Annotated in this window: 17 protein-coding genes; 5 read left to right on the top strand and 12 right to left on the bottom strand. The window is 36.8% G+C overall.

Annotation, left to right across the window (positions count from 1 at the left end; all coding sequences use genetic code 11):
* Positions 1 to 149 precede the first annotated feature (149 nt).
* The 8 genes from AC1RNS_RS24185 to AC1RNS_RS24150 all read right to left on the bottom strand — a co-directional run bounded on the left by AC1RNS_RS24185 (position 150) and on the right by AC1RNS_RS24150 (position 7,055).
* Positions 150 to 830, bottom strand: coding sequence for an ABC transporter ATP-binding protein (locus AC1RNS_RS24185; protein WP_492996380.1), 681 nt, complete (start codon positions 828 to 830; stop codon positions 150 to 152).
* Entirely contained in the window at positions 827 to 1,636 is an 810-nt protein-coding gene (locus tag AC1RNS_RS24180; protein ID WP_492996402.1) for an ABC transporter permease, read from the bottom strand. Before AC1RNS_RS24180 ends, AC1RNS_RS24185 begins: the two co-directional genes overlap by 4 nt.
* Positions 1,636 to 2,088: a nitrous oxide reductase accessory protein NosL gene (locus tag AC1RNS_RS24175; RefSeq protein ID WP_492996378.1), complete on the bottom strand. Its 453-nt coding sequence runs from the start codon at positions 2,086 to 2,088 to the stop codon at positions 1,636 to 1,638. Before AC1RNS_RS24175 ends, AC1RNS_RS24180 begins: the two co-directional genes overlap by 1 nt.
* Positions 2,085 to 3,356, bottom strand: coding sequence for a right-handed parallel beta-helix repeat-containing protein (locus tag AC1RNS_RS24170; RefSeq protein WP_492996376.1), 1,272 nt, complete (start codon positions 3,354 to 3,356; stop codon positions 2,085 to 2,087). The genes AC1RNS_RS24175 and AC1RNS_RS24170 overlap by 4 nt, the downstream gene beginning before the upstream one ends.
* Positions 3,357 to 3,417: 61 nt before the next feature.
* On the bottom strand, positions 3,418 to 4,062 hold the full coding sequence (locus AC1RNS_RS24165) for a nitrous oxide reductase accessory protein NosL (protein WP_492996375.1): 645 nt from the start codon (positions 4,060 to 4,062) through the stop codon (positions 3,418 to 3,420).
* Between the two features lie 218 nt (positions 4,063 to 4,280).
* A complete protein-coding gene (locus tag AC1RNS_RS24160) occupies positions 4,281 to 4,601 on the bottom strand; it encodes an NAD synthetase (protein WP_492996374.1) in 321 nt (106 codons plus the stop codon).
* Between the two features lie 150 nt (positions 4,602 to 4,751).
* Complete coding sequence (gene nadE, locus AC1RNS_RS24155; protein WP_492996373.1) at positions 4,752 to 5,576, bottom strand: NAD(+) synthase; 825 nt, start codon at positions 5,574 to 5,576, stop codon at positions 4,752 to 4,754.
* Positions 5,577 to 5,594: 18 nt separating this feature from the next.
* The gene (locus tag AC1RNS_RS24150) at positions 5,595 to 7,055 is read right to left on the bottom strand and encodes a nicotinate phosphoribosyltransferase (RefSeq protein ID WP_492996372.1); all 1,461 of its coding nucleotides are present in this window, start codon (positions 7,053 to 7,055) and stop codon (positions 5,595 to 5,597) included.
* A gap of 312 nt (positions 7,056 to 7,367) precedes the next feature.
* On the opposite strand from AC1RNS_RS24150, the gene AC1RNS_RS24145 reads away from it, so the two are divergent.
* Together AC1RNS_RS24145 and AC1RNS_RS24140 are read left to right on the top strand one after the other, a co-directional pair.
* Positions 7,368 to 7,709 (top strand): P-II family nitrogen regulator, encoded by a 342-nt coding sequence (locus tag AC1RNS_RS24145; RefSeq protein ID WP_492996371.1) that lies wholly within the window; start codon positions 7,368 to 7,370, stop codon positions 7,707 to 7,709.
* Between the two features lie 13 nt (positions 7,710 to 7,722).
* Positions 7,723 to 9,018 carry an ammonium transporter gene (locus AC1RNS_RS24140; protein ID WP_492996370.1) on the top strand — a complete coding sequence of 432 codons (1,296 nt, stop codon included), beginning with the start codon at positions 7,723 to 7,725 and terminating at the stop codon, positions 9,016 to 9,018.
* A 192-nt stretch (positions 9,019 to 9,210) separates the two neighbouring features.
* On the opposite strand, the gene AC1RNS_RS24135 is transcribed toward AC1RNS_RS24140, so the two are convergent.
* Positions 9,211 to 9,732: a methylated-DNA--[protein]-cysteine S-methyltransferase gene (locus AC1RNS_RS24135; protein ID WP_492996369.1), complete on the bottom strand. Its 522-nt coding sequence runs from the start codon at positions 9,730 to 9,732 to the stop codon at positions 9,211 to 9,213.
* Between the two features lie 123 nt (positions 9,733 to 9,855).
* On the opposite strand from AC1RNS_RS24135, the gene AC1RNS_RS24130 reads away from it, so the two are divergent.
* The 3 genes from AC1RNS_RS24130 to AC1RNS_RS24120 all read left to right on the top strand — a co-directional run bounded on the left by AC1RNS_RS24130 (position 9,856) and on the right by AC1RNS_RS24120 (position 12,384).
* On the top strand, positions 9,856 to 10,587 hold the full coding sequence (locus tag AC1RNS_RS24130; protein ID WP_492996367.1) for an ABC transporter ATP-binding protein: 732 nt from the start codon (positions 9,856 to 9,858) through the stop codon (positions 10,585 to 10,587).
* Positions 10,584 to 11,336, top strand: a complete 753-nt coding sequence (locus AC1RNS_RS24125; RefSeq protein WP_492996366.1) for an ABC transporter permease — start codon at positions 10,584 to 10,586, stop codon at positions 11,334 to 11,336. Before AC1RNS_RS24130 ends, AC1RNS_RS24125 begins: the two co-directional genes overlap by 4 nt.
* A 73-nt stretch (positions 11,337 to 11,409) precedes the next feature.
* Positions 11,410 to 12,384 (top strand): proline dehydrogenase family protein, encoded by a 975-nt coding sequence (locus tag AC1RNS_RS24120; protein ID WP_492996365.1) that lies wholly within the window; start codon positions 11,410 to 11,412, stop codon positions 12,382 to 12,384.
* 50 nt (positions 12,385 to 12,434) lie between these two features.
* On the opposite strand, the gene AC1RNS_RS24115 is transcribed toward AC1RNS_RS24120, so the two are convergent.
* The 3 genes from AC1RNS_RS24115 to desA all read right to left on the bottom strand — a co-directional run bounded on the left by AC1RNS_RS24115 (position 12,435) and on the right by desA (position 15,390).
* The gene (locus AC1RNS_RS24115; protein ID WP_492996364.1) at positions 12,435 to 13,046 is read right to left on the bottom strand and encodes a response regulator; all 612 of its coding nucleotides are present in this window, start codon (positions 13,044 to 13,046) and stop codon (positions 12,435 to 12,437) included.
* A 16-nt stretch (positions 13,047 to 13,062) separates the two neighbouring features.
* Positions 13,063 to 14,211 carry a sensor histidine kinase gene (locus tag AC1RNS_RS24110; RefSeq protein WP_492996363.1) on the bottom strand — a complete coding sequence of 383 codons (1,149 nt, stop codon included), beginning with the start codon at positions 14,209 to 14,211 and terminating at the stop codon, positions 13,063 to 13,065.
* A gap of 147 nt (positions 14,212 to 14,358) precedes the next feature.
* Positions 14,359 to 15,390 carry a Delta(5) desaturase DesA gene (gene desA / locus AC1RNS_RS24105; protein ID WP_492996361.1) on the bottom strand — a complete coding sequence of 344 codons (1,032 nt, stop codon included), beginning with the start codon at positions 15,388 to 15,390 and terminating at the stop codon, positions 14,359 to 14,361.
* Between the last annotated feature and the right edge of the window lie 246 nt (positions 15,391 to 15,636).

Genomic DNA, 15,636 nt, shown 5'->3' with positions numbered 1-15,636 from the left:
ACGATAACTTATCTTAAGCATAACGAAATATTGCTAGTAAAACAATTATATGAAAATCTATCCATTACTTTAGCACGTAAAGAAGACTTGTCTGAATTCCTTCAAACAAGTCTACCCACTAACATAGAACGTCATTACCTATCAAAATGTTACAGATTTAATTTTTTTAACCATAAATTCTCTAATGAAGATGAATTTTCTTGTAAAAGAATTTCCTTTAAACTTCCTGAGATAAGTATTTTACCCTCATGTAGAACTAACACATCGTCTGCCACTTCTTCAGCAAATGCAAGTAAATGTGTGGAAAATATAACTGTACAACCTTTGCTTTTTTCCTCAAGCATTATTTTTTTAAGCTCAGCTATCCAAAAAGGATCAAGCCCATTAGTTGGCTCATCTAAAATAAGCAAAGAGCCATTGCCAAGTAAGCTTTGAGCAAGGTTCAACCTTTGACGCATCCCTTTCGAGAATTGCTTTACCCTCTGCTTTCTTACATCCCATAGCGCAACACGTCTTAGCACATTTTCTTGCTCCTCCTTCTCAACATTCTTGAAAGAGGCAAGTAGCTGTAAAATTTCTATTGCTGATAACATAGATGGAAAGTCCACATCATCTGGCATATATCGGATGGTTTGCGGTTTATGCCAGATGATTTCACCTGATTTTTGCTTTTCTTGTCCTGTTAACAGGCGAATTAATGTACTCTTACCAGCACCATTACCACCCACAAGAGCTAGAACACGCCCTGTCTGTAGGGAAAAAGAAGCTTCCTGAAGCCCTCTCTTATTGTCATATACATGTGATAATTTGTTTGCTTCTAATAGCATCATTTTCTTCCGCCTTTCTTTAACAGCCTACTACTACAAGCTAATGGACAAATAATCCACAGCAACGTTACAGCTCCATAAACCGTGTAGCCTAATGATGATGAGTAAAACTTTGTCACACTATAAAATGCTGGACCAAGTACACTAGCTTGATGTGAAAAAATAAAATAGCCGAAACGTAGCCACTCTACAGGATTAATATGTATCGCAATAATGGTAAGCTTTTGCATCACATGACCTGCTACAACTGTTCCTATAGCCATCAAAGCGTAAGAAATAAGCAATAAAAAAATGGACCAAAAAACAAGTGATAACGACAGTGCATACAATCTAGTTTTAGCAAACGCACCAATCAAAACGGCTAATGACACAAAAATAAATATACATAGCAACGTTAGTGTGATGAAAATAACAGGCAAATGCACACCGCCTAAAATCCCACCTAATGTCACGATAACCCCAAACGCTAACAGCACGACCAATAAAAAGGCTAGTACAGTAGCTATATATTTCCCTGTAATGTATTGCATGCGGGTCATTGGGTATGTCTTTAACAACGAGTACCAACCAGTTTCCACATCACCAGCTACACTCATACTGCCAATCGTTAGAATAAATAACGGCAATAAAAATAGTAATACGTTTAAAAATGAGGCGGTTTGACGTGTAAAGCCTTCAACATCGGGAAGTGCCATTTGCTGAACGACGACAATAGCTGTAAAAACGAATGTAAATAACAAACACACAAGTTGCATCCATCGACTTCTAAGCATTTGTTTCAATTCTAATTTAATTAGCATACTATACATCACTCATGGATCCCCCAATTAAAATTGTGTAAATCCTTATATTGAAGCACTTTTCCCTCTCCCTCTTGTGTCATCCACTCCTGTGCCGCCTGTTTTGTGTCAAAGGCTACTACACCGTAATTCATTGGTGTCCAATACTCCTTGTTGTACACATACACAGCCTTAAAAACATCAATCCATTCATTTTTTGTGGCATCTTTAATATAGGCTGCTCCAATTTCTTCATCACCATTTGAAGCTATATATTCCATCAAGCAGCCAATATCATCAAAAATTTCATAATCACCATTTTTCAAGGCAATTTGACCAGCATAAGCATTATGAACAATGCTCATATTACAAATTTTACAAACATCCGTTTCACTAACAATTTCACGAGGCTCATATGTTTTTTCACTACAGCTCGCTAGTACACCGCAGTACAACAAGATCATCATTACCCATTTTTTCATTCTGTTATCCCTCTTTTCCATAGCCATAAACTACCTACTAGCAAAAGTAAACCTAAAAATGTTTGTACAGCATCTAGTTTGTTATGTTCTATTTCATGATTTATCGCTAATCTCGGTGTATGGTCTACTAATACCCTTGATTCCGTTTTATTAATTTGCTGATCTAGCGATGTTAGTAAAACAACACTTGGAGAGGCCACAAAATATTGGTAGACAGGCTGCCGCACCATCCACTGGCCAAAGCTTGACATTGCCACATACGGAACATCACCATACCCATTTCCTTCTATATCAATGCCTGTATAATCATCATAATAATTACCATTTAGCTGAAGACCCAACTGATCAGAGCGGGCTGTTAGTATATTACCAGTAAAGCTATTATGACTTGCCTTTGTGTTGTCACTTACCTTTGTTCCCTCAACTGCAGTTTGATTCATTTGAAAATCATTTGTATCAATTTGAATCATCGAACTTTTTTGTAATGCGAGACCTGTTCGATTATTTTTGATGATATTTTTTGCAATTGAAGCCCGCTGCACGTCATACAACAACATACCGTAGCCGTTATAATTAGAATGGTTCTCAATGGTGTTGTTTTCTAAAAAGATATCTGTGGTCATCATGACCATAAAGCCAGTAACATTAGAAAGATAGTTATTAAAAAATGCCTTTGCATCACTTGTATACATAAAATGTGTAGCATAACGACTCCGTGTCACATTGTTATGTTGAACAACAATACTTTTGACTTCCTCTACATAAATCCCATCCTGCATCTGCTCAATATGATTGTTTTCTATAAGGATGTCTTCACTTTTATAAATGGCAATACCATTTCCTTTCTTTGCATAGTGCCCCTCACTGCCAGTTACATGAATGTCGTGTATATGGACGTTAGTGGAGCGTTGAATATGCACACCCGTATGAGTGTCTTTAATGTGGATATTATTAAGCTCAAGCCCATCAACATTACTAGCAACAATTGCTTTACTTTTTCCTGAAAATTTTATATTGCTGATACTAATAGTTGCGGTATTTTCAATTCGTAGTGTCGGCTCATTATTTTTCGAAATAAATTCCGTTCCATCCTCACCAAGTAATGTTAGTGGCTTTGTAACAATAAAATTACCTTGATACCTGCCAGTAGGAATATGAATAACCTCACCGGGCGATGCTGCATCAATGGCTTTCTGTATATCGAATTCAGCGTACACTGTGTGGCTCATAAATAAAAAAAACAAAAATGCAAAACCTATTTTCTTCACTGTTCCTCTCCTCGCATTTCAGCATGAAAAGACTAGAGGAATCCCCCCTAGTCCTTTAATATTAATGATTATGTCCTTGATCATCATGATTCATCTCTTCCATATGCATGGAATCTGATTCACCATTTGCTTCTTTTTTCGCTTTTTCTTCCATCATTTTCTTACGACGCTCCAATGCATCATCCTTAATCTTTTGTAATTCCTCGACATGTGCACTTGGATTATCTGCAATAAATTTGTCTGCATCAGCCTTGTTAATGAAATAAATATAGCCCCAGTTCATCGGTGATTTCAGGTCTGTTTTGACGATAGTTACATCTTCTACTTTCGCCCAGTCCTTTGTGATATAGTCACGCACAAATTTTTCATTTTTTTCCTCGTTGGCAACCTCAGCATTTAATAAACAGCCTATATCATCATAAAAGGCGATTGTTCCATCCTCTTTTATTGCCTGAGTAGAGAACTCTCCCATTTTTTCGTCCTTCATATAAACCTTCATATTACACATTTCACACAATGTATCTTCCTTAGGCTCTTGTAAACGTGGATCCACTAAAGAAGCAACTTGAACCGAATTATCCTTTGCTTCCGATTCATTTCCTGCTACCTCTTGCTTAGATGCTTCTTCCTTAACCTCTGTCTTTTCTGTACCGCAAGCCGTAAGTAAAAGTAATACTGCTAATACAGGTAACCATAATTTTTTCACAACCGCTTCCCCCAATTTCTTTATTCTGTTACTACCAATTACTTTACAGTTCAATTGTGAAATAAGTAAAAAAAAATTGTGAAGAATTGGAAAAATCATCTTGAATATTCATTGAACGTTTTGACTTCAAATATTTTGAATAAAAGATATTCATTTTCCGTTTGTAATACAAAAACTCTCTCCATCTATAGAAAGATGAAGAGAGTTTGAATACGTGTCTATATAGAAGAACGGTAACTATTTAGAAGCTTCTTTTGCTTGCTAAGACGATTTAATTTATCGGCCGTTTCATTTAATTCATTACGTATTTGTAAATCATATGCATGATCTAAAGAATTAGCCTCTATTTTATTTGATCGCGGCTGATGATCTTGTTTCGTACGATTCATTTGCTTCTTATCATTATTTTTTTGCATACTATTTTTAAACTGTTGCTTTGGATTTTGTCCAAAATTATGACTTATATCCCCTGCATGTAGATACTGTTGTTCATTACGAAATGTACTATTAGTCGTTGCACTTACTCTAGAAGTCCTCATAAATAATTACCCTCCCTTACTTTTTATCAACTTTATAGGTATATATATCGACATTTTATGCGAAAGCTTAATAACGCAGAATCAAATTAAATAAAAAAAGAGCTCTATTCAAAGTTGAACCTACTTTAAATAAAGCTCTCTTTATTAAAATTACTTCCAAAAATCATCAAATACTGTAATCGGCATATGGCGTTTATGCTGAGAACGTAAATAATATCCTTCTAATGTAATACGTTCTTCTTCAGGAATAGTCTTTCCCTCTAAATAATCATCAATCTGATTATATGTTACACCAAGTGCTAGTTCATCTGGCAAGGATGGGCGATTTTCTTCTAAATCGGCAGTTGGTGTTTTTAAATATAAGTGCTCCGGGCAATCAAGTGCAGCTAGTAATTGTTTACCTTGACGTTTGTTAAGTCGGAAGATGGGCATTAGATCCGCACCCCCATCTCCAAATTTTGTATAAAAACCTGTAATGGCTTCAGCGGCATGGTCTGTTCCTAATACGACAGCATTATTCATAGCAGCTATAGCATATTGCGCCTTCATTCGCTCACGTGCCTTTTCATTTCCCTTCACAAAATCACTTACCTTAATTCCTGCATCCGATAATGCTTGAACACTTGCATCGACAGCGCCTTTAATATTCACTGTTAAGGTTTTTGTTGGTTTAATATAATCGATGGCATCCTGACAATCCTTTTCATCAGCCTGAACGCCATATGGTAAGCGAATAGCATAAAAAGAATATATCGTTTCTTTTGACTCTGCATTTAACTCATCCACCGCAAGCTGCGCTAACTTTCCTGTTAATGTAGAATCCTGGCCACCAGATATTCCGAGAACAAACCCTTTTACAAAACTATATCGACGTGCGTAGTTCTTTAAAAAATCGATGGATTTGCGAATCTCCTCCTGTACATCTATAGTAGGCTTCACTCGTAATTCCTGAATGATTTGCTGCTGTAAAGTCATTTATTTTTCACTCCTTTCTTATAATCGATTGACCATTTCACGCACTTCTTCAATATTGCGCATTTTATTGTCCCAACATTTTTGACTTAAATCGACAGGATATTCCTCAGGGTTCATGGCACGCTTATATTCATCCCATAACAGTTCTAAATTATCCATAGCATAATCACGCATTTCTTCCAATGTTGGATTTTGATAATGAATGGCACCATTTTTAATCACATGTTGATGTAAGTTTTTTGCTTCAAAGTTTGTAACAAATTTTGAAACAAATGTATGAACAGGATGGAACATTTTTATTCGTTCTTCTGCTTGAGGATTTTCATCCTGCATCGTAATATAATCTCCCTCTGCCTTTCCATTCTTTCGATCAATAATTCGATAAACATTTTTAAGACCTGGCGTCGACACTTTTTCAGCATTCGCAGAAATTTTAATTGTATCTTCTAATTGACCCTCGTCATTTTCTATAGCAACCATTTTATAGACAGCCCCTAAAGCAGGTTGATCGTAAGCTGTAATAAGCTTTGTACCAATCCCCCACACATCCACTTGTGCACCTTGTGCCTTTAAGTTTAAAATGGTGTATTCATCTAAATCATTGGATACAATAATTTTGGCTTTGTGGAAACCTGCTTCATCTAGCATTCGACGCGCTTCTTTTGACAAAAATGCTATATCGCCGCTATCTAAACGAATTCCAATGAAATTAATTTTATCCCCAAGCTCTTTAGCTACTTTAATTGCAGTTGGTACACCTGATTTTAACGTATTGTAAGTATCCACAAGGAATACACAATCTCGATGGCGTTTCGCATACGCATGGAATGCATCGTAATCATTTTTATAGGCTTGAACAAGTGCATGGGCATGAGTACCTGACACTGGTATATGAAAGAGTTTCCCTGCCCGAACATTACTTGTGGAGGCAAAGCCACCAATAAATGCAGCCCTCGTTCCCCAAATAGCCGCATCCATCTCCTGAGCACGTCTTGTGCCAAACTCCATCGCTGCTTCATTTTTGATGATTTGCTTAATACGACTAGCCTTTGTCGCAATTAATGTTTGGTAATTCACAATATTAAGAAGGGCTGTCTCAATTAGCTGTGCTTCTACTAACGGTGCTTCAATGCGGACGATTGGTTCATTTGCGAAAACAAGCTCACCCTCCACCATCGAGTACATATTTCCTGTGAATCGAATATTTTTCAGATAATCAATAAAGTCGTCTTTATAGCCTACCTCTTCTCGTAAATAGGTAATATCTGAATCGCTGAAACGAAAATTGCGTAAATAATCAAGCATTCTTTCTAATCCAGCAAAAATGGCATACCCATTGCCAAATGGTAAATTTCTGAAATATAATTCAAAAACCGCTTTTCTATTATGTATACCATCCGCCCAATACGATTCTGCCATATTGATTTGGTATAAATCTGTGTGTAGCGCTAAGCTATCATCTGTATAGTTTGATCTCACAAGAAACCCCTTCTTCCGCTTTGATAATTAGTCCTAGTATACACTATATACCCAAATTCTTGCGTTTTGCATTCTTCTGTTTATATGTTACATTTCCTCACATTAATAATCAGAAAATTTAGAACTCGACACATTTTAGACATATATTTTAGTACCGCTTACATTCCCCTTATAAAAACATTTTGCTAAATATATTACGATAAACGAAATACATCATGTTATAAAACATAACATGATTATCAAAAAAACAATTGCGTAGTTTTTAAGGTCGTTTTAACATGTAAATTAAATTAACGCAAGGAGCTGGTTTCAATGAAAAAAATCGAAGCAATTATTCGTCCTGAAGTTTTCGGCACCGTTAGGGACGGACTTGCACAGGAAGGAATTGCAGGGCTAAGTGTTTCCGAAATTGCAGGCTGTGGACGTCAGCTAGGTCGCACTGGTTTATTCCGTGGCAACACGTATGAAATTGAATTTTTACCAAAGCTGAAATTAGAAATGATTGTTGATGACGAAAAAGTTGATTCTATTGTGGAAGTACTGTTACGAGATGCTGCAACTGGTAAAGTTGGTGACGGTAAAATTTTCATTTATCCAGTAGAACAGGCAATTCGGATCCGTACTAAAGAAGTCGGCTCAATTGCCGTAGAATAAGGGGGAATTATATATGGATGCGGTTCTATTATCGGTAAATTTAGTTTGGGTGATGCTAGGTACAATTTTAGTATTCTTTATGCATGCTGGATTTGCAATGGTTGAGGCTGGCTTTACACGTTCTAAAAATGCGGTCAATATTATTATGAAAAATTTTCTTACGATTTCACTTGGCGGTATTATTTATTTTTTATGTGGATACGCCATTATGTTTGGTGATACTGCTGGAGGTTTATTCGGTACAAGTGGCTTTGCTTTAAAAGGTGTAGATGATCTTTCCTTCTTTATCTTCCAAACAATGTTCGCAGCAACAGGCGCTACAATTTTATCTGGTGCAGTGGCTGAGCGTACAAATATTTTTGCTTATATCGGCATTATTATACTCATGACATTAGTAGTTTACCCAATTGTTGGTCATTGGGTATGGAGTGGTCAGGGCTGGTTAACTGATCTTGGATTTATTGATTTCGCAGGCTCTACAGTAGTTCACTTAACAGGGGCTGTAGCAGCATTTGTAGCAGCGGCGATGATCGGACCACGACTTGGTAAATACGAGAATGGTCGTGTTAATGTCATTACAGGACATAGTATTCCTTTAGGCTCTCTAGGTGTATTCTTACTTTGGTTCGGTTGGTTTGGCTTTAATGGTGCTTCTACATTAGCAGCTGATCCTGAACTAGTGCCTAGCGTTATTGCTAATACATTTTTTTCAGCCGCTGCTGGAGTTGTCGCAACTGCTTTCTATACGAAGTTTCGATATGGTCATATCGACGGCTCTCTGACATTAAATGGCGCCTTAGCAGGTCTTGTAGGCATTACTGCTGGTGCAGCGAATGTTAGTATTATTGGTTCTATCATTATTGGCATAATTGCAGCTCCATTACTAGTGGAAGGTGTACGTTTCATCGAATGGAGATTAAAAGTTGATGACCCTGTTGGTGCCATTGCTGTACATGGTATCTGTGGTATTTGGGGTACTCTTGCAGTTGGCCTGTTTGATATTAATGGTCAAGGATTATTTTATGGTGGTGGTATCAGCCTTCTAGGTGTGCAAGCAATTGGGATTATCGCTACCATTGCCTGGGTTAGTGTTTCCGTAACAATTGGTTTATTTATTATTAAAGCATTTGTACCATTACGTGTTACTGCTGAGGAAGAAATCGCTGGTCTGGATGTCATTGAACATGGTACACCAGCCTATGAATACCAGGATATTTTCAAAGGCTCTGCCGTTAAAGGTGAAACATTCGCACATCGTTTAACACATTTCGGTAAAGCACAAACTAATGTTCAAGAAGAACATGTCTAGTGTCGATAAAGCTTTGTTGATATTACAAAAATCTGCATGACATCCTATAAGTGGCATGCAGATTTTTCCCTAGAATTAACAATCCTATGGAGACTTACTGATTATTCCTTTGGATATTTCGCTCATTTCTATGGTCAGGGCGTTTATTCATGCACTTAATCATAAGACTTTGTTGGAGTAAATCCTGTATTATCAAAGCACTTGTTTGTTCTTCAAGCCTCTCTCTATTTCAAGTAAAAACTCCTTCATTGCCAATCCACTACGAAAACCTGTTAGCTTACCATTTTTTCCAATCACACGATGACATGGAATAATTGCTAATATTGGATTAGCTCCTATTGCACCGCCTACTGCTCTTACCGCCTTTGGATTACCGATGCGGTGTGCGATATCTGAGTATGAAGCCGTTGCACCGTATGGTAGCTCCATTAGCGCATCCCATACAGCTAGCTGAAACGGGGTTCCTTTGACATGTATCGGCAAATCAAATTCTGTAAGCTCTTTATTAAAATAATCCGTGAATTGCTTAACATACGGCTGTAATTTTGCTTTATTCTCTTCAAAACGGTAGCCTTTAAATGGCTTTTTGGCCCATACTTCAACCTCCTCAAATGGTGCATTTGGTGTTCCAATATATACAAGCCCTTCATCCGAGGCAACGATATACATATTGCCTTGTGCATATGTTAATGTATCTACATATAATACGTCCATTCCCCTATTCCCCTTACATTTCATAATTATTACCTACAGACTATACAATGTTAAATAGCTGTAGCCTACATTCATTTCATGATACAGTTATTGTACCTATTAGTATAAAGGAGTTTCAACTGTATGGATATGTTATACGAGCCTTCTATTCACCTTCAACAGATCAGCTTTTCTGCAAATGACAAGACTATCTTAAAATCGATTACTGGGTCATTCCCTAAAGGAAAAATCACCACTTTGGTCGGTCCATCCGGTGCTGGCAAAACAACTCTACTAAAATTATGTAATGGCTTATTATCACCTACAGATGGTCAAATATTAATTGATAATCAACCTATTTCTACATACGAGCCAACTGCTTTAAGAAAACATGTCGGCATTGCCCTTCAGGCAGCACCTATGATTAACGGGACTGTGTTTGAAAATCTCGCACTTCCTCGTTCATTACAAGGAAAAAAGCTTAAAAAAGAAGAAGCCATTCAATATTTACAAGATGTCGGACTGGATCAAAGCTTTCTACAGCGCTCTACAAATGGGTTATCAGGTGGACAACGACAAAAAGTCTCTATTGCGAGAACGCTTATTAATCAGTCCTCCATTTTATTATTAGACGAAATCACCTCTGCATTGGACCGTCAATCTGTCCAGGACATTGAGTCACTCATTGCCACCATTAACAAAAAATACAATGTCACAATGATTTGGATTACACATAATTTACAGCAGGCACTAACAATTGGGCACTTCACATGGGTTATGATGGATGGTGAGCTTATTGAAACAGGAAAAAGCTCCCTACTGAAAGCCCCTGTAAATCCACGTGTAGCAGAGTTTGTACAGGGGGCGAATGTATGACGTTTACAACACTATCTCTGACATTAATTTTTGTTTTAATCCCTCTGTTGCTATCAAAAACATTAAAGCTTGGACTTGAAAAAGATACAATCATTGCTACGATACGCTCTATTGTTCAGCTACTTGCAGTAGGCTTTATTTTAAAATTTGTCTTTGATGCCCAAAGCTATCTTTATATTTTCCTTATGGTTGCATTAATGATTGTAGCGGCAACATTAAATGCCCGCAAAAAAGGAAAAGGGATTCAAGGTATTACGTGGAAAATTGCTCTGACTTTAATTGTCATCGAAACTGTCACACAAGGCGTTTTACTTGGCTTTCATATTGTTCCAGCAACTGCACAATTTATTATTCCCATTAGCGGCATGCTAATTGGTAATTCAATGGTGTTGTCCATCCTCTTTTTAAATCGTTTTACTGCTGAGATCACCAGTCATCATGATGAAATAGAATTAATTTTATCACTTGGTGGCACACCTAAACAGGCTATTCATCGTCAGCTAATGAATGCTGTTAAGGCAAGTATGATTCCTACAATCGAGAGTCAAAAAACCATCGGACTTGTTCAACTGCCAGGTATGATGAGTGGTCAAATTATCGGTGGTGCAGATCCTATACAAGCAGTACAATTTCAACTCTTAATCATTTTTGCCCTCCTCACAACAGCAACACTATCAAGCATAATGATAGGCTTTTTATGCTATCCTGCTCTTTTTAACGAACGCATGCAAATACTTGAAATGAAATAACGATTATGTTGAAATTGATATAACTTTTATAAATTATGTTATACTAAAAAGAAAAGCAGTGAGGAGAATGACCATGGTATTACGCGATTTTTTCATCCATTTATCTGAAAACCAACTATTAAATAGTGCTGCAAAAAAATATGGCCTTAAATTAGGAGCACAAAGTGTAGTAGCTGGTACAAATATTGAGGAAACAATTGCAAGCATCAAAGAGCTGAACGCACATAATATCTCTTGCACAGTGGATAATTTAGGAGAATTTGTTTCAACTGAAGAAGAAGCAACGAAGGCAAAGGAACAAATCCTCGCTGTTATTGAAGCTATTCATGAAAATAGTGTTGATGCCCACATTTCGTTAAAACCATCACAATTAGGATTAGATATCGATGTTGATTTTTGCTACGATAATTTATACGAAATTGTAGAAAAAGCAGCAGCTTATGATATATTCGTTAACTTTGACATGGAAAACTATGATCGTTTACAGACATCATTTGATATGGTTGAGGAGCTTTCTAAAACATTTAATAATGTGGGTACTGTTATTCAATCATACTTCTACCGTGCAAAAGACGATATTGAGAAATTCAAGGACTATCGTTTACGTATCGTAAAAGGTGCTTATAAGGAGCCTGTTGAGGTTGCCTTCCAAGATAAATTAGATATTGATTTAAATTTCATTGAGTTAATCGAATATCATTTACTTCATGGTAAATTTACATCCATTGCAACACATGACCATAATGTAATTGCACATGTAAAACGCTTTGTAGCTGACCATAATATTCCACTAGATAAATTTGAATTCCAGATGCTTTATGGTTTCCGTACAGACATGCAAAAAGAACTTGCTAAAGAAGGCTATAACTTCTGTGTATATGTACCATTTGGCGAAGATTGGTACGGCTACTTTATGCGCCGTTTAGCTGAGCGTCCTCAAAACCTCAATCTTGTGACAAAACAAGTATTTACGAAAAAAACGAATACAGTTCTTGCGGTAGCAGCAGGTGCATTCGTTCTTGGACGTTTAACAAAACGTAAAAAATAAGCATAGAAAAACCTTATCGTTTTAAGAGACGATAAGGTTTTTTACTGGAGTTATTTATTCCAACCTTTTTCCTTAAAGCGTGCGATCGCTTCAATTCGATTGCCAACATTTAATTTTTCTAAAATAGTTGATATATAATTGCGGACAGTTCCTGCTGATAAAAATAATTCGGCAGCAATCTCTTTGGTAGTCTTGCCCTCTGCAACAAGTGTCAATACCTGACTTTCACGCTCAGTTAAAGGATTTTCACTATCGTCCTCATAGACAAAATCGACTAGTTCAGGTGCGTAAATTCTTTTACCATCCATAATGATACGGATGGTATTGACCAATTCCTCTATAGGGCTATCCTTTAGCAGATACCCTCGGACACTAGCCTTTCTAGCACGCTCAAAATAACCTGGTCTTGCAAATGTTGTTAATATAATTACTTTACAATCAAATCCAGAGCTATGCATTTCTTCTGCAGCGTCAAGTCCAGTTTTCACTGGCATCTCAATATCCATAATACAAATATCAGGTTGATGTTCAGCTACAAGTGCCAATGCTTCCTCCCCATTTTTGGCTAAGCCGACGACCTCCATATCATCCTCCATACTAAGTAAAGAGCGAAGTGCGCCTAATAGCATACCCTGATCTTCAGCAATTACAATTCGGATCATGTCACAAGCCTCTTTTCTATATGTTCTTCAGGTTTTCCTTGACCTTCTGATGCGTAATTGCCACTGGAATCGACACCGTTAATGTGGTGCCCTCCTCACTTTCAATCTTAAAGGAGCCGTTTATAAATTCTAAACGTTCACGCATTCCGTTTAATCCATTACCTGTCTTCCATGCTTGCTTTTTCGTAATTCCTTGTCCATTATCACGAACTACCAAATACACCTCTTTAAAGTTTTGATGAAATGCAATTTCACATTTGGTAGCGCCGCTGTGCTTGATAACATTATTTACTGCCTCTTTTAAACACATGGATAAAACATTTTCTACAAGTGGCGGCACTTGTAATGTCTCTTTATCTCCATCAAAAATAAATTCCATTTCGGCAGCCCTCAAAATTTGAGAAATGCGCATAAGCTCATCCTCAAATTTTGTTGTTCTCATATCAGAAACTAATTCACGGACCTCTTTCAATGCAATACTAGCTGTTTGACGAATGTCTTTAATCTCTATTAAAGCCTGTTGCGGATCTCGTTCAATTAGTCTTGAAGCCAGGTCACTTTTCAAGCCAATCATGGATAATTTTTGACCCAGTGTATCATGTAAATCCCGGGCAATACGTTGTCGTTCCTCAAAAACAATTAACTCAGCAATTCGCTCATTGGCCGTTTCTAGCTGACCTTCTAAATTTTCACGTTTATTTTTTGAATAAATCGTTAGCGGAAGAAGTACAACCGCTAAAATCGTTAACACAACAAACGGCAGTTGTGATAAAAATAAGTGCAGCTCCACAAAGAAACCAGCACCTGTAGAAATAACTGTAAAGCCAATATGTAACCCATACATAATATAGAAGCCAACTGGTCTACGAAGATTACCAATGAAGAAAGCTGTGAATATTGATAAATACACATAGCCATACAGTATTGTCATCACGATATTAATGACCATTTCAAAGCTAATCCACATATAAACAAGGCCATTTTTCGAATTCATAGAAAATCGATAGAAAATAAAATATAGCATTAAAAAAGTAATCCCTATTGATATTTCTAAATAAGAAGATTTTCTAAAAATAAAGAAAAACGGTAGGAAACAAAAAATAATCCATAAATATATACTGAGCATTGGACTATTCGGAATAATACTATGCCATTTCCTCAACATAATCTCACGCTCTTTCCTACTTTTCCCTTATTATAACAAGAAAATTAATTTTATGCCTGTACATGGCTTTCCTAAGCTTGTCATGATATTGATAGCACTATTTAAGTAAAACAGCCATCCCTTCAGAAGAGATGGCTAAAATTTCTACTAAGCAGCGATACTGCCTTTTGCTTTTCGCTTAATGATTTCATTAACGTCTTTAAACGATATAAACTTTCCTTGATCTTCATCATATAATTTATAGCGCAATGATTCTAAGCTTGTACGCAATGTAATCGTTGTTGCAGTATGCAATGGTGGTGTTTCATTATGCGCTTTTTCAAGATTATAGTTCGGTACACGCGGAGCTAAATGGTGGACATGGTGGAAACCAATATTCCCTGTAACCCATTGTAATAGCTTTGGCAATTTGTAATACGAGCTTCCTTCAACAGCAGCCTTTACGTAATCCCATTCCGAATCATGTTCAAAATAAGAATCTTCATACGTATGTTGAATATAGAATAACCAAATTCCTAGAGATCCAGCAATGAATAATGTTACACCCTGTACTAGTAAAAATGCTTGCCAACCCATCGTGTAGATTAAAGTTGCACAAAGTCCTGCAATCACAACATTTGTTACATGAGTATTTAGACGTTCCTTCTGTTTTGCATCCTTACGATTAAAACGGTTTAATACTAATACCATATATAATGGACCTAATCCAAACATAACAAATGGATTACGATAAAAACGGTACCACAATCGTTGACCTTTAGAAGCCTGTAAATATTCCTCCACTGTCATCATATCAATATCGCCGATCCCACGCTTGTCTAAGTTCGAACTAGTTGCGTGGTGAATTGTATGCTCACGTTTCCATTTTTCATATGGGAATGATGTTAACACTCCAGTTAAAAAACCAACACCGTCGTTTGCCTTTTTACTTTTGAAAAATGAACCGTGTGTACAGTCGTGGAAAATTATAAATGCCCTTACGACAAACCCAGCAGAGATAACACTTAATCCAGCTGTTAACCACGGTGAAATATCTACTACCATATATCCGGCAATCCATAGTGCGATTAACGGTACAATCGTATTGATAATTTGAAAAATACTTTTAGCTGTATCTGATTTCGCAAATGGCGCTACATCTTGGCGCAGTTTTTTTGTTTTTTCTTTATCTGTTGCCATTGTTTTACTCCCTCTTTTCCTTTTTTCTTATGACCTCATCATAAAACATGAACATAAACTAGCAACAGACGCAAACATCATAAAAAGGATATGACATTTGTCATATCCTTTTACATGTTGTTGAAATACTATTATGTCAATGAAATCAAGGTGACAATTTAAAAAGTATAGCCCTTTTTCAAAACGAGGGGTTGATCTCCGTTCCGACTGAGTGCTTTCCTGGGGGCGTCCGATGAGCCGCTTCAC

The sequence above is a fragment of the Lysinibacillus sp. GW821-FHT14F06 genome, assembly GCF_058803665.1.
Note: the sequence above shows the minus strand (reverse complement) of the source record. Positions and strands in the feature narration are given on the sequence as shown.

Excerpts from the sequence above, each read along its gene's own strand:
- AC1RNS_RS24185 (WP_492996380.1), bottom strand. The coding sequence starts at position 830 with ATGATGCTATTAGAAGCAAACAAATTATCACATGTATATGACAATAAG.
- AC1RNS_RS24180 (WP_492996402.1), bottom strand. The coding sequence starts at position 1,636 with ATGTATAGTATGCTAATTAAATTAGAATTGAAACAAATGCTTAGAAGT.
- AC1RNS_RS24175 (WP_492996378.1), bottom strand. The coding sequence starts at position 2,088 with ATGAAAAAATGGGTAATGATGATCTTGTTGTACTGCGGTGTACTAGCG.
- AC1RNS_RS24160 (WP_492996374.1), bottom strand. The coding sequence starts at position 4,601 with ATGAGGACTTCTAGAGTAAGTGCAACGACTAATAGTACATTTCGTAAT.
- nadE (WP_492996373.1), bottom strand. The coding sequence starts at position 5,576 with ATGACTTTACAGCAGCAAATCATTCAGGAATTACGAGTGAAGCCTACT.
- AC1RNS_RS24145 (WP_492996371.1), top strand. The coding sequence starts at position 7,368 with ATGAAAAAAATCGAAGCAATTATTCGTCCTGAAGTTTTCGGCACCGTT.
- AC1RNS_RS24140 (WP_492996370.1), top strand. The coding sequence starts at position 7,723 with ATGGATGCGGTTCTATTATCGGTAAATTTAGTTTGGGTGATGCTAGGT.
- AC1RNS_RS24135 (WP_492996369.1), bottom strand. The coding sequence starts at position 9,732 with ATGGACGTATTATATGTAGATACATTAACATATGCACAAGGCAATATG.
- AC1RNS_RS24130 (WP_492996367.1), top strand. The coding sequence starts at position 9,856 with ATGGATATGTTATACGAGCCTTCTATTCACCTTCAACAGATCAGCTTT.
- AC1RNS_RS24125 (WP_492996366.1), top strand. The coding sequence starts at position 10,584 with ATGACGTTTACAACACTATCTCTGACATTAATTTTTGTTTTAATCCCT.
- AC1RNS_RS24120 (WP_492996365.1), top strand. The coding sequence starts at position 11,410 with ATGGTATTACGCGATTTTTTCATCCATTTATCTGAAAACCAACTATTA.
- AC1RNS_RS24115 (WP_492996364.1), bottom strand. The coding sequence starts at position 13,046 with ATGATCCGAATTGTAATTGCTGAAGATCAGGGTATGCTATTAGGCGCA.
- AC1RNS_RS24110 (WP_492996363.1), bottom strand. The coding sequence starts at position 14,211 with ATGTTGAGGAAATGGCATAGTATTATTCCGAATAGTCCAATGCTCAGT.
- desA (WP_492996361.1), bottom strand. The coding sequence starts at position 15,390 with ATGGCAACAGATAAAGAAAAAACAAAAAAACTGCGCCAAGATGTAGCG.